This is a genomic window from Pseudothioclava alba (assembly GCF_033100795.1).
Lineage (GTDB): Bacteria > Pseudomonadota > Alphaproteobacteria > Rhodobacterales > Rhodobacteraceae > Pseudothioclava.
Map to the genome: position 1 here is coordinate 172547 of NZ_JAWLVI010000003.1, position 13902 is coordinate 186448.

Annotated in this window: 11 protein-coding genes; 3 read left to right on the top strand and 8 right to left on the bottom strand. The window is 61.5% G+C overall.

Going from position 1 to position 13902, the window contains the following annotated elements:
- Positions 1-62: 62 nt before the first annotated feature.
- The gene (gene nirB / locus RYZ20_RS08880; protein WP_317672572.1) at positions 63-2519 is read left to right on the top strand and encodes a nitrite reductase large subunit NirB; all 2457 of its coding nucleotides are present in this window, start codon (positions 63-65) and stop codon (positions 2517-2519) included.
- On the top strand, positions 2516-2836 hold the full coding sequence (gene nirD / locus RYZ20_RS08885; protein WP_317672574.1) for a nitrite reductase small subunit NirD: 321 nt from the start codon (positions 2516-2518) through the stop codon (positions 2834-2836). The genes nirB and nirD overlap by 4 nt, the downstream gene beginning before the upstream one ends.
- Positions 2837-2838: 2 nt before the next feature.
- Here the strand turns inward: nirD and RYZ20_RS08890 are convergent, their stop codons facing one another.
- The 8 genes from RYZ20_RS08890 to gabT form a co-directional block, all read right to left on the bottom strand.
- Positions 2839-3588 (bottom strand): cyclic nucleotide-binding domain-containing protein, encoded by a 750-nt coding sequence (locus RYZ20_RS08890; protein WP_317672576.1) that lies wholly within the window; start codon positions 3586-3588, stop codon positions 2839-2841.
- Between the two features lie 582 nt (positions 3589-4170).
- Positions 4171-4833 carry an iron-sulfur cluster repair di-iron protein gene (ric, locus tag RYZ20_RS08895; protein ID WP_317672578.1) on the bottom strand — a complete coding sequence of 221 codons (663 nt, stop codon included), beginning with the start codon at positions 4831-4833 and terminating at the stop codon, positions 4171-4173.
- 97 nt (positions 4834-4930) lie between these two features.
- On the bottom strand, positions 4931-6676 hold the full coding sequence (locus tag RYZ20_RS08900) for a cytochrome D1 domain-containing protein (RefSeq protein WP_317672580.1): 1746 nt from the start codon (positions 6674-6676) through the stop codon (positions 4931-4933).
- Positions 6677-6952: 276 nt separating this feature from the next.
- Positions 6953-8500 (bottom strand): DHA2 family efflux MFS transporter permease subunit, encoded by a 1548-nt coding sequence (locus tag RYZ20_RS08905; RefSeq protein ID WP_317672582.1) that lies wholly within the window; start codon positions 8498-8500, stop codon positions 6953-6955.
- Positions 8497-9594, bottom strand: a complete 1098-nt coding sequence (locus RYZ20_RS08910) for an HlyD family secretion protein (RefSeq protein WP_317672584.1) — start codon at positions 9592-9594, stop codon at positions 8497-8499. Before RYZ20_RS08910 ends, RYZ20_RS08905 begins: the two co-directional genes overlap by 4 nt.
- Positions 9591-10034 (bottom strand): MarR family winged helix-turn-helix transcriptional regulator, encoded by a 444-nt coding sequence (locus tag RYZ20_RS08915; RefSeq protein ID WP_317672586.1) that lies wholly within the window; start codon positions 10032-10034, stop codon positions 9591-9593. Before RYZ20_RS08915 ends, RYZ20_RS08910 begins: the two co-directional genes overlap by 4 nt.
- Before the next feature lie 135 nt (positions 10035-10169).
- Positions 10170-11609, bottom strand: a complete 1440-nt coding sequence (locus tag RYZ20_RS08920) for an aldehyde dehydrogenase family protein (protein WP_317672588.1) — start codon at positions 11607-11609, stop codon at positions 10170-10172.
- A 67-nt stretch (positions 11610-11676) separates the two neighbouring features.
- The gene (gabT, locus tag RYZ20_RS08925) at positions 11677-12969 is read right to left on the bottom strand and encodes a 4-aminobutyrate--2-oxoglutarate transaminase (RefSeq protein WP_317672590.1); all 1293 of its coding nucleotides are present in this window, start codon (positions 12967-12969) and stop codon (positions 11677-11679) included.
- A gap of 120 nt (positions 12970-13089) precedes the next feature.
- Here gabT and RYZ20_RS08930 point away from each other — a divergent pair, with 120 nt between their 5' ends.
- A complete protein-coding gene (locus RYZ20_RS08930; protein ID WP_317672592.1) occupies positions 13090-13665 on the top strand; it encodes a cupin domain-containing protein in 576 nt (191 codons plus the stop codon).
- Positions 13666-13902: the final 237 nt, after the last annotated feature.

Genomic DNA, 13902 nt, shown 5'->3' on the forward strand with positions numbered 1-13902 from the left:
ATCGTCACTCGTCCCCCCCCCCGTGTTCCAAGCAACGCAACGCCGAACGCAGGATGACACCAATGACTCAGCCCAAACAAAACCTGGTAATCGTCGGAAACGGGATGGCTCCGGGCCGGATGCTTGAACATCTGTTCGAGCTGACCGACCGCTTCGCCGTCACCATCTTCAACGCGGAACCGCGTGAGAACTATGACCGGATCATGCTCTCGCCGGTTCTTTCGGGCGAGAAGACCTATGACGACATCATCATCCATAATGCGCAGTGGTATGCCGATCACGGGATCACGCTTCATCGCGGGGAAAAGGTCGTTTCGATCGATCGTGCCGCGCGGCAAGTGGTGTCGGACAAGGGCACGGTCGCGACCTACGACAAGCTGGTGATCGCAACGGGTTCTGCCCCGTTCATCATCCCTGTTCCGGGGCATGATCTGCCGGGGGTTCTGGCCTATCGCGACCTTGACGACACTGACGCCATGATTGCAGCCGCCGAAAAAGGCGGGCGCGCGGTGGTGATCGGCGGCGGGCTGTTGGGGCTTGAAGCGGCGGCGGGGCTGAAGTCGCGCGGGATGGAGGTGACTGTCCTGCACCTCATGCCCAACCTGATGGAGCGCCAGCTCGATCCGGCGGCGGGTTATCTGCTTGAGAAAGAGCTGACGGGCCGTGGCATCAAGGTGCGCTGCAAGGCGAATACCAAGGCCATTCTGGGCAGTGATCGGGTTGAAGGTGTCGCCCTTGAGGATGGCACGGTTCTCGATGCATCGTTGGTGGTGATGGCGGTCGGCATCCGCCCGAATACCGAGCTGGCGAAACAGGCGGGGCTAGAGGTCAACCGCGGCATCATCACCGACGCGCATATGCGCAGCTCGGACCCCGACATCCTGTCGGTCGGCGAATGCGTCGAGGTGGGCGGGATGGTCTATGGCCTTGTTGCCCCCCTGTATGACATGGCGAAGATCGCTGCACACACGCTTGCGGACGCACAGACCCGTGGTTTCGCGCATCAGGAAACGCCGACAAAGCTCAAGGTGACGGGCGTAAACCTGTATTCTGTCGGCGATTTCGGCGAGGGCGAGGGCCGCGAAGACATTATCCTGCGCGACGCCCGCCGTGGCACCTACAAGCGTGTGATCTTGCAAGGCGACCGGATTGTCGGAGCGGTTCTTTATGGCGATGTGACGGACGGCGGCTGGTATAACGAAATGCTGCGCGCAGGCACCGATATTTCAGCCATGCGCGAGACGTTGATCTTCGGGCAGGCGCATCAGGGCGGCGGAACCTTCGATCCGGTCGCGGCCGCCGCAGCCCTTCCCGACGACGCCGAGATTTGCGGCTGCAACGGTATCTGCAAGGGGCAGATCGTGCAGGCAATCACCGACAAGGGGCTAAGTTCCTTGACCGAGGTGCGCGCCCATACCAAGGCCTCGGCCTCGTGCGGGTCGTGCTCGGGGCTGGTCGAAAATCTGATGGCGGCGACACTGGGCGCTGCCTTCGCCAAGCCCGCACAAGAGGGCATCTGCGGCTGCACCCCCCTTGGCCACGGCGATATTCGCCGCCTGATCAAGGCCAAAGCGCTGAAATCCATCCCCGCCGTCATGCAAGAGCTGGAATGGGCCACCCCCGAGGGCTGCGCCAAATGCCGCCCCGCGCTGAACTACTATCTGATCGCGGACTGGCCCGGCGAATACGAGGACGACCAGCAGTCGCGCTTTATCAACGAGCGCGTCCACGCGAATATCCAGAAAGACGGCACCTATTCGGTGGTGCCGCGCATGTGGGGCGGGCTGACCTCGGTCTCGGAGCTGCGCGCCATCGCGGATGTGGCCGAGAAATACGACATCCCCACGATCAAAGTGACGGGTGGCCAGAGGATCGACCTTCTGGGTGTGCGCAAAGAAGACCTGCCCGCCGTCTGGTCAGAGCTGAATGACGCGGGCATGATTTCGGGGGCGGCCTATGCCAAGGGGCTGCGCACGGTCAAAACCTGCGTCGGCAAAGAGTGGTGTCGCTTTGGCACGCAGGATTCCACCGGCCTTGGCGTGCGGCTGGAACAGTTTCTTTGGGGTGCATGGTCGCCCGCCAAGCTGAAGTTGGCCGTTACCGGATGCCCGCGCAACTGCGCCGAAGCCACCTGCAAGGACATCGGCGTGATCTGCGTCGATAGCGGCTATCAGATCGTCTATGGCGGCGCGGCGGGGCTGCACATTCAGGGCACGACCGAGCTTGGATCGGTCAAGACCGAGGACGAGGTGATCGAGGTGATCGGCGCCCTGACCCAGATGTATCGCGAGCAGGGCTATTACCTTGAACGGATTTACAAATGGGCGGATCGCGTGGGCTATGACCACATCAAATCGGTCATTATGGACGATGCCGGGCAACGCCGCGCCTATTACGAGCGCTTCGTCTATTCGCAGTCCTTCGCCCAGATCGACCCCTGGGCCGAGCGCGTCGCAGGCCGCTTCGCCCATGAATTCGCCCCGCTCACCACACTTGGCAAACTGGAGGCCGCAGAATGAATATCCGCTCGACAAACTGGATCCCCGTCGGGTCGATCCACGACATTCCGCGCCAAGGCGCCCGCTGCGTGAAACACGGCGAGATGACCATCGCGATTTTCCGCACGGCCGATGATCGTCTTTTTGCGCTTGAGGACCGCTGCCCCCACCGCAATGGCCCGCTAAGTCAGGGGATCGTCCATGACGGCTGCGTCACCTGCCCGCTGCACAACTGGGTGATCTCGCTTGAGACAGGCCGGGCGCAAGGCGCGGACGAGGGGCAAACCGCAACCTTCCCCGTCCGCCTTGAGGGCGACACGGTGCTTCTGGGGCTTTGAGATCAGACCGGGTGGATCGCGGTGGGCGGCGGCAGGCAAATGCCGTCCGACCCTTCCGGGTCCGGCCCGTCCAAGAGCACATTCGGCGCTGCGAATTCGGTCAGACGGTCCCGATCGGTCACGGTCACTTCCATGCCCTTCACGCGCACCCCTTCGGTCTCTAACTGTCGAAGCCCGCGCGACAGGTTTTCGGGCGTCATCCCAAGATAGGACGCGATCAGCCGCTTTTCGACCTGCAACACAAAGCTGTTCGCGTTGTCGGCATAGCGCGACTGTTCCAGCAGATAGGCCGCGATCCTCTGGCGCGCATCGCGCAGCTTGAGCCCCTTTGCGTGGCGGATCACGGTGCGGAACGCGCCCGCCAGTTCGTTGATGACCGAGACCGCGAACTCCGTATCGCGCCTGAACACCGCGCGCAAATCGGGCGCCGGCAGCATCACGATTTTCGAGGGCTGCAAGGTGCGCGCGGACATCAGATAGGGCGCATCCTTGATACAGGCCGCCAGAATGAAGCAGCCAACGGGGCGGATCACCCCCATTGTGCTTTCACGCTTGCCCCAGCCCGCATACATCTCGACCGCGCCTTCGACTACGATGAACAGAAAATCGGCGGGCGCACCCTGCTCGACCAGTTGCATCCCCGCCGGGAAGCTTTGGGAATAGGCGCCGCGCATCAGCGCTTCGAAATTCTCGGTCGCCATATTGCAGAACAGCGGCAAGTGCCGGATGGAGGGGAGTTCGTCGATACGCATGGCGGCCTCGATTTGATATTATTTGCCCGTATAACAGAAAAAAATCAATTGACCTAATGCCATCGCCAGACGGCATTTGCGCGCAGATTTGCAAGAATTTTTTCGCGCGTGATAAAAAATATCCCCAGCACACCTATCAACTTGATATTTATCAAGTCGACTCATCGCGAGATGCTGTTTACAGTGCCTATCAGAAGGTTCGGGGTGAACTGTTGGTCCCCCAAACGCCAACCGATGCAACGCCACAAACGGGAGCCCTCGCGCAGCGGCGTATCAATGCATCTCGGCACCGGACCTGATGGGAGAGCGTTCTTTGCGGCTTGTCGCCACCGGATTCGGGCAAAACAGCAAGCCTCAAAGACTATAACTGTTTCACGGCTTCCTGTGGTCGTGCGGAACAGAGATCGAGGTCGGGCGGCGATGAGGCAACATGCACCCGACCTCGTTCACCCCACCCCGGAAGCCCCCTCTGAGCCGCACGACACAGGGCCAGTCCACCCCCGCGACATCCATTGATAAATATCAACCCAAAGCCCGCCTCCGGTCGGAAGCGGGCTTCATTCTGCATTAAACCGGCGGCGATCAGGCCGGCGAAAACCGCGGAAACAGCACCAGATTTTCAACGGCGATATGCTCGGCAAGGTCATCGGCAAACTTCGTCAGCCCCGTATAAAGCGCAGTCCACGACCGGCACGCCCCCACGGGAAGGGTGAAGTCGCGCGTAACGCGGCGGACCTCGGCCAGAAGGTCAAGCGCCGCATCGTGATCGCGCAGCATGACCGCAATCGGGCTGCCGATCTGCGGATGCCCACCTTCGCGCATCATCGGAAAGAGCACCTGCTCCTCCTTTTGCATGTGGCTGTCCAGTTCTTCGGCCAAGGCGGTCAGCGCGTCTGTAAGACCCAAAGGCGCCTCGTCGTGGTTGCCGTGAACCGCCTCAACCTTCTGCGCCATCTGCAAAAGCCACTCCAGATCGGAGCGGTGGACTTCGTGATAGCGCCACAGGATATGCTCGATCAGCTCGGGCGTCGTATCGGGTAAAACCCGCGCGCCGCTTGCCTGCTCGATCTCGCGGATCGCCGCGAGCAGCCACGCGGGGTCCAGCCCGCTGTTGGCCGCCGCAACCGAGAGCGGATGCCCGCCCCCGCAACAAAAGCTGATGCCGTGGCGATTGAACAGGCCGACCGCAGCGGGCAGCCGCTCGACTATATCGCCGACAGGGGTCTCAAGGTCGAACTCAGACATTTCATATCTCCGCGAATAAGGGTGGTGGCGGGTTCAGGACGCGGAACCCGCCACCGAACACGGCGCCATTTGGGAGAACGGCGCCGTGGGGTTCGGATCAGTAGATGTCCTTGCCAGTGTTGAAGACGTTGAACTTGCCGGTCGGCGTGATCAGGCGCGGGTCCTTGATCACCTTCTTCAGCTCCAGCGTCTTGTCATCCACCACGACGATCGCGCTTTCCTTGTCCTTCGCGTTCCAGACCGAGAACCAGACCTCGGTGCCGTCCTTGTTGAACTCGGGCTGCACGACGCGCGGCTGGCCGTCGGCAATTCCCGCCCATTCGCCGATCGGCAGGGTGGTGAATTCCGGGTCGGCATCGGCGGTCATCTCGCTGATCTTGAACACGGCAACACCCGCCGAGGTCTCTTCATCGGGGTTTAGCGTCGCATCGACATAAAGGTGATCCGAGTTCGGATGCGTCTTGATGAACAGCGAGCCGCCGCCAAGCGCGTAGAAGCTGTCGACCAGCTTCCACGCCTGATCGGGGTGATGCTCGGGGTCGGTCCCGATGAGCGCGACCGAGTCATCGCCAAGGTGCGAGGTCGACCAGACCGGCCCGAAAACCGGATGGATGAAGTTCGCACCGCGCCCCGGATGCGGGGTCTGCCCTTCGGTATCGACGAGCGCCGTCAGCTTGCCTTCCTTGGTGTCGACCACGGCAATCTTGTTGCGCGCGTTGGCTGCCACCATGAAATAGCGGTGCGTGCTGTCAAGGCCGCCGTCATGCAAGAAGCGCTCGGCCTCGATCTCGGTCGTTTTGAGGTTCTTCAGGTCGGTATAGTCAACCAGAAGGATCTTGCCGGTTTCCTTCACGTTGACGATGAACTCGGGCTTGTAGTGCGACGCAAGGATCGAGGCGACACGCGGCTCGGGGTGGTAGGTCTGCTCGTCATAGACATTGCCACGGGTCGAGACGATCTTCAGCGGCTCCAGCGTCGCGCCGTCCATGATGACGTATTGCGGCGGCCAGTAGGCGCCTGCGATTGCCAGCTTGTCTTCCCAGCCTTCAAATTTCGAGGTCTCGATCGAGCGCGCCTCGGAGCCGATCTTGATCTCGGCAACAGGGGCCGGGGTTTCCATCCACAGGTCGATCATCACGACCTTCGCGTCGCGGCCGATCACGAACAAATACCGCCCAGAGGCCGAAATCCGGCTGATATGGACTGCGTAGCCCGTCTTGATGATCGTCTTGATCTCATAGCTCGCGCCGTCGATCAGCGCGATCTCGCCGGAGTCGCGCAGCGTCACCGACATCAGGTTTTCGATGTCCCAATCGTTTTGCTTGCTCGTCGGGCGGTCCTCGGGGGCGACGATAACCTTCCAGCTATTCTTCATCTCGGGCATACCGAATTCCGGCGGTGCGGGCGGCTCCATCAGCACATAGCGCGCCATCAGGTCCACGTCCTCTTCGCTCAACTGCCCCGAGCTGCCCCAGTTCGGCATACCGGCGGGCGAGCCGTAGGTGATGAAGCTGTGAACATAGTCATAGCCAAGGTCGCGCGTGACATCGGGGGTCAGCGGCTTACCGGTCGCGCCCTTGCGCAGAACCCCGTGGCAGCCCGCGCAACGTTCGAAATAGATGTTCGCGGCGCGCTGGAACTCTTCGTCGGTGATGACCGGATCATCCGGCTTGCGGCCCGGAATTTCAACGTTGATCTCGGCCAGCGTCGTCAACGAAGGCGAATAGGATTGCGCGGCGCCCTCGGTATGATCCTGCGCGCCCGACGGCATAGCAGTAAGCGCCAGCGCAAGGGCGGCTCCGCCAAGCAATGCGGCGCGGGTCGGGGTGAATTCGGTCTTCATGTTGTGCTCCTTGAAGTCGAAGATTGCCCCGTTCTTCCTTTTGCACAGGCCGACTCGCCTTGATATTTGTTAAGTCCATAGCGCAAGTAAGAAATTCATTATTCAGAATATTACCTTTAAATACATGCATTTAATCATTTATTTAAAATACATAATTGGCTATGACTTGATAATTATCAACCCTTTACGCATCCACAAAGCCTCGACAAAAAACACAACAGCAAAGGTACGCGACAAAATCGCGCACCACGCCTTTATCCGGCGATTGTCTTCGGGTTATTCGCTGATCGCAGCGTGACCGGCTTCAGCCCCACCATGCTTTGGCGGCTTGCGCAGCAGCGGCAGAATAGGAAATACCGCAAGCGTAAACACCAGCATCAGCAGGAAATTGTCGATATAGCCGATCATCGCCGCCTGCTGCGTCACCAGCTTATCAAGTATCTCCGTCAGGAGCGGCGCTCCGCTTTGAACCTGCGGCATTTGCAGGCGCAACTGCGGCGCGGTAGCGGTCAGAGATGCGGCCAGTTCTGCGTGGTTCACGCTGGTCATCCGCGTCAGAACCGTCGTCACGATCGAAATCCCCACGCCCGAGCCGATGTTGCGCACAAGGCTGAACATGCTCGTGGCATCCGCACGGTATTGCGGCGCGACGGTCGCGAAGGTCAGCGTCGACAGCGGCACGAACACAAACCCAAGCCCAAAGCCCTGAATCAGCCCCGACACGATAATCGGCGTGCTGTCCATCACAATATCGAAGCCCGCCATCATCCACAGCGACCCCGCCGTCAGCAAAAGCCCCACGCCAACCAGCGCGCGCGGATCGTGGCGCGACATCATCCGCCCCACCACCATCATCGCCATCATCATACCCACACCGCGCGGCGCCATCACAAAGCCGGTTTCAATCACCGGATAACCCATCAGCTTTTGCAAAAGCGGCGGTAGCAGCGCCAGCCCCGAGAACAGCGTCAGGCCGATGATAAAGATGAACACCAGCCCCATGACAAAGTTCCGGTCGCGGAACATGCGCGGATCAATGAACGGGTCGCGCGCGGTCAGCGAATGGATCACGAAAATCCAGAACCCGCTGATCGACAGCCCGAAATAGGTCCAAATCTCCAGCGAGCTGAACCAGTCCACCGCCTGCCCGCGATCCAGAAGCATCTGCATCGCCCCGACGCCAAGCGCCAGCATCGCAAAGCCGAAAATATCGAAGACGCGCTTTTTCGTTGCCGCTTTCGGCAAGAAAGCCATCACCCCCAAAAGCGCGATTACCCCAAGCGGCAGGTTGATGAAAAACACATAGCGCCAGTTGAAGGACTCGGTCAGCCAGCCGCCAAGCGTGGGGCCGATGATCGGGCCGATCATGATCCCCGCGCCGTAGATCGCCATCGCCTGCCCCATTTTCTCGCGCGGGTTGATGTCAAGCAGAACGGTTTGCGACAGCGGGATCAGCACCGCCCCCGCGACCCCTTGCAGGATGCGAAAGGCGACCATTTCCTCCAGCCCCGTCGCCAGCCCGCAGGCGACCGAGGTCAGAACAAAGCTGATAATCGCGCCGATAAACACCATCCGCCGCCCGAAGCGATCCGCCGCCCAGCCGGTCAGCGGCGTCGCAACCGCCGAGGCTACGATATACGAGGTCAGAACCCAGGTGATCTCTTCCTGCGTCGCGCCAAGGCTTGCGGCCATATGCGGCAGGGCGACATTGGCGATGGTGGTATCAAGCACCTGCATCACCGTCGCCAGCATGATCGACGCGGTCAACCAGCCCGGCGCCGCGACCTCAAGCGCCGGTTTCGACAGCGCGGCCCCGTGGCTCATCGGAAGGCGTCCAGATGCGAAGCACCAGTATCGACCGAAACATGCGCGCTCATCCCGCCACGCAGCGCGCGCTCGCTTTCGCCCGTCAAGGCGACACGCACGGCGAGGCGCTGCACCACCTTCACCCAGTTGCCCGTCGCGTTCTGCGCCGGGATGATCGAGAATTCAGAGCCGGTGGCAGAGCCGAAGCTCTCGACCGCGCCATGCAGCGTCAGCCCCGGATAAGCGTCCAGCGTCACCTCTACCGGCTGCCCGATCTCGAGCGTATCCAACTGGGTTTCCTTGAAATTCGCCTCGATCCATGTGCGATCGGCCTGCACCATGCTCAGGACCGCCGCCGCAGGAGAGACGAACTCGCCCACATTCATGCCGTCGATCTGCGCAACGACCCCCGCCACCGGCGCGACAACCTCGGCCTTGGCCAGATTGCGCGCAGCCGCATCGCGCTTGGATTTCGCCACGCGGACCGAAGGGATTGCATCCGTTTCCGCCTTCGGATCGCCGCCCAATGCCGCGGCGGCCACGTTCAGTTGCTCTTGTGCAAGCGCCACCGCGTTTTCCGCGGACCGTGCCGCCAGCGTCACCTGATCGACCACCGTCGACGAGGCGACCCCGCGTTCGGCCAGCGCTGTCTGACGCTCCAGCTCGCGTTTTTGCACGTCATAGATATTCTTTGCCGCCTCCAGTTGCGCCGATGCCGCCGCATAGCCGGCGCGAAGCTGGGCCACCCCCAAACGGGTTGCGGCAAGCTGCGCATCGGCCTCTTCGAGCGCAATACGGTAAGGCTCGGCCTCAATGCGAAACAGTGGCATTCCCGCCTCGACGCGCTGGTTTTCAGCGACCATAACCTCGACAATACGCCCCGAAACATCGGGCGAAATGGTCACAATCGGCTGCTGCACATAGGCGTTTTCGGTCTCGACATAACGCCCACCCAAAAGCCAGCTTGCCCCTCCCGCGACCGCCAGAACCAGCGGCAAAGACAGCATCAGCACGCGCTTGCGCAGCTTGGATTTGCGCCCATCCGTCGGGGCGACCTCTTGCAGGTTCGTCACCTTGGCATCGTCGGATTTGCGGTTTTCGGCAAGGCTCATCGGCCCGTTCCTTTCGTCGCGGATTTCGCGGTATCGAGATTTTCAATTATGCGGGTCAGCGTGCGCAGCGTGACCTCGGCCTCTTCTGCCGGGATCCCCACCAAAGCGCGGTCATAAACACCTTTGGCAACCGCGCGCACAGAAGCAACCTGCGCCTCGCCCGCAGGTGTCAGCGCCATGACCTTGGCGCGGCTGTCATGCGGGTCCGGCGCGCGGGTAATCATCCCCGCCGCCTCAAGCCGCTCGGCCAGATCGCTGATCGTCATCGCGCTCGCGTTCAACTCGGAGCAGGTCGACACCTGCGTCAGAGGCGCCTTGTCGGCCAGCAGGCCAAGAACCCGCCATTGCATCAGCGTCAGCCCGTCGGGCCGCAGCTCGCGTTCGAACTCACGCTTCATAACGCTCGCCGCCTCATGCAGCGTCAGACCAAGGGATTTCATCGACTCACCCGCGATTAATACGGAGTCGTATTATACGGACCCATACCAAATAGCCAGAAAATAAACCGCATCGTTCAAAAAGCAGCAACGCCGCCCATACAGGGCGGCGCTGGTATTCATGCACTGGCGTGGCGGTCAGCCAGCGAAGCTGTAGGCCGTCTTGACGGTTGTGTAGAACTCGGCGGCGTAGCTGCCCTGTTCGCGCGGACCATAGCTCGAGCCTTTGCGCCCGCCGAAGGGCACATGGTAGTCCACGCCCGCAGTCGGCAGGTTGACCATCACCATACCCGCCTGCGCGCGGCGTTTGAACTCGCGCGCATGTTTCAGGGACGCGGTGCAAATCCCGGCGGAAAGGCCGAACTCGGTGTCATTCGCAACAGCCAAAGCCTCGTCGAAATCGGCAACCTTGATGACAGCCGCGCAAGGCCCGAAGATTTCTTCGCGCGCGACACGCATCGTGTTGGTCGCCCCCACGAACAGCGCGGGGCGCTGGAAATAGCCCTCGGTCGGGCCGTTCAGACGCTCGCCGCCCTGCACATCGCACCCCTCTTCCGCCGCCAGCGCGACGTAGGAAAGATTGCCGTCAAGCTGTGCCGCCGACGCCACCGGGCCGATTTGCGTTTCGCTGTCCAAGGCGGCGCCCACGCGCAATGCACCCGCCTGTCGCGCCAACTCGGCCACAAACGCATCATGGATACCCGCCTGCACGATCAGCCGCGACGAGGCCGTGCAGCGCTGGCCGGTCGAGAAGAACGCCCCGTTCAGACAGGCCGCGACAGCCGTCGGAAGATCGGCGTCATCCAACACCACCATCGGGTTCTTGCCACCCATCTCAAGCTGGACCTTTTTCATATGCTCGGCGGCAGAGCGCGCAATCCGCCGCCCCGTCGGCACAGACCCCGTGAACGAAACCGCACCGATCAACGGATCGTCGACAATCGCCTGCCCGACGGTGCTGCCCGCCCCCATCACAAGGTTGAACACCCCTGCAGGGCAGCCTGCCTCGTGGATGATCTGCGCCAGAAGATGCGCCGTGCCAGGCGTCAGATCGGCGGGCTTAAGCACCACCGCATTGCCATAGGCCAGCGCAGGCGCGATCTTCCACGCGGGGATCGCGATCGGGAAGTTCCACGGTGTAATCAGCCCGACCACCCCCACGGGTTCGCGCATCACCTCGACATCGACACTCGGGCGGACCGAGGCCACAGCCTGACCGGGGATCCGCAGCGCCTCGCCCGCGAAGAAGCGGAAGATCTGCGCGGCGCGTTTGGTTTCGGCAATCGCCTCGGGCAGGATTTTGCCCTCTTCGCGCGCCAGCATCGTGCCGATTTCGGTCGCGCGCGCCTCGATCATGGTTGCGATCCGGTCCAGCAGGTCTGCGCGCGGCTGAGACCCACCCTCAAACCACGCCCGCTGCGCCTCTGCCGCCGCCGCCGCCGCACGGGCGACATCTGCCGCTTCGCCTGCCGCATAAAGCCCGACCACATCGGTCAGGTCAGACGGATTAAGGTTGCGCGTCACATCCGCGCCCCGGCACCATTCGCCGGCAATAAGGTTGAGATGGCTCTGGGTCATATCGGCCTCATGGAATAAAAAGGCGCGCGCCCGTATCTGGCGCGCGCAGTCAGGGGAAGAGGCTACCTCAGGCAGCCGCCTGCACCGCCGCCTCGATCGAGGCTTCGATGATGTTGAGGGCTTCGTCGAGCTGCTCCATCGGGATGGTCAGCGGCGGCAAAAGCCGGATGACGTTATAGCGCGTGCCGCAGGACAGAAGGATCAGCCCCCGCGCCTCGGCTTCGGCCACAATCGCTGCGGTCAGGGGCGCATCGGGCGCGTTCGTTGCGCGATCCGTGACCAGCTCGAACGCATTCATCGCCCCAAGGCCACGCACCTCACCGATGCATTCCATGCCCTGACGGGCCGCTATCGTCGTCAACCGGGCGCGGATTTTCTCGCCAATCTCGTCGGCGCGGACGCAAAGGTTTTCGTCCTCGATTACGTCCAGAACAGCGTGGGCCGCAGCTACGGCCAGCGGGTTGCCCGCATAGGTGCCACCAACACCGCCCGGATTGGGCGCATCAACAATATCCGCGCGCCCCGTCACCGCCGAAAGCGGGAAACCACCGGCCAGCCCCTTTGCCATTGTGATAAGATCCGGCACCACGCCCGCGTGCTCGCAGCCGAACATCCGCCCCGTGCGCGCCATACCCGCCTGCACTTCGTCGAGGATCATCACGATGCCGTATTGGTCGCAAATCTCACGCAGTTTCAGCAAGAAGCCCTTGGGCGCAATGGTGAAGCCACCCTCGCCCTGCACCGGCTCGATGATCATCGCGGCGACACGCTCGGGGTCGACGGACGAGGCGAAGATGCGTTCAAGATGACGCAGAGCCTCCTCTTCGGACACGCCATGCAGCGGGTTCGGGAAGGGCGCATGGGCGATTTCGGGCGGCATCGCGCCAAAGCCCTTTTTATAGGGCGCAACCTTGCCGGTCAGCGCCATCCCCAAAAGGGTGCGACCGTGGAATGCGCCCGAAAAAGCGACGATCCCCGAACGGCCGGTATAGGCGCGCGCCATCTTGATCGCGTTTTCGACAGCCTCGGCGCCGGTCGTGACCAGCATGGTCTTCTTTTCAAAATCCCCCGGCGTCGCCGCATTCAGGCGCTCGGCCAGCGCAACATAGCTTTCATAGGGCGCGACGTGGAAACAGGTATGCGTGAAGGCCTGCGCCTGCTCGGCAATTGCCGCCATCAGCTTCGGATGGCGATGGCCGGTGTTATTCACCGCGATCCCTGCCGCAAAGTCGATAAAGCGGCGCCCGTCGGCATCCCACAGTTCGGCGTTCTCGGCACGGGTCGCATAGATGCCGCGCGTCCCCACCCCACGGGCGACAGCAGCGGACTTGCGGGCGATCAGTTCGGCGTTGGTTGTCATGTTGCGCTCCTGCAATGCTTCGAATCACATCTAGCATTGCGCAATATTTTGAGCAAATGATTCCGGCAGATTGCGAAAACCCATGCGGCTCCCTATTCTATCGTTAGAAAAGGAGACCCCATGCAGGATTTTGACGTCGGCAGCCGATTGAAGGACATGCGGATCACAGCAGGATTGTCGCAACGCCGCCTGGCCGAACTGTCAGGCGTTCCGCACGGCCAGATCTCGATGATCGAGACAAACCGCTCCAGCCCATCGGTCGCCTCCTTGCGGAAAATCCTTGGCGGGCTGAACGTCACAATGTCCGAATTCTTCGAGCCGGACTCAGGCTCCAGCACTTCTGTTTTCTTCACACCAAACGAGTTAAAAGATTTAACTTCAAGACTTTACAGCACATTTGGCGCCCAAGGCCGGATCACACTCCAACAGGTCGGCGATGCCCGCAGCCACAACCTCCAAATCCTGTCTGAACGCTACGAACCCGGCGCCGACACCGGCGAAACCATGCTGGAACACGTCGCCAGCGAAGGCGGCGTGGTGATTGCAGGCGAGATTGAAGTAACAGTCGGTGAACAGACCGCAATCCTGAAAGCGGGCGATAGCTATCTGTTCAACTCGACCCAGCCGCACCGCTTCCGCAACCTCTCGGACCGTGAGGCGGTCGTCGTTTCCGCCTGCTCCCCCCCATATCTGTAGTTTATTCCGCGTATACGTTCTAATTTTCGAATGTTTGCGCAAAATATTCACACAATCAATCGAAATTTCTTGCGCAATATTCTGTGCGCCTTTAGGACTCCAGCCCGGAAAGAGGAATAGTCTGGCGTGATTCCAGCGGCGCTCTGGCGCGGCAAAGGCACGCCTGACGCAATCGCAGGGGCAGCCGGGAGACCGGAATTTCTGCACACATCCATACCACTTCAACGTGAAAGCCCG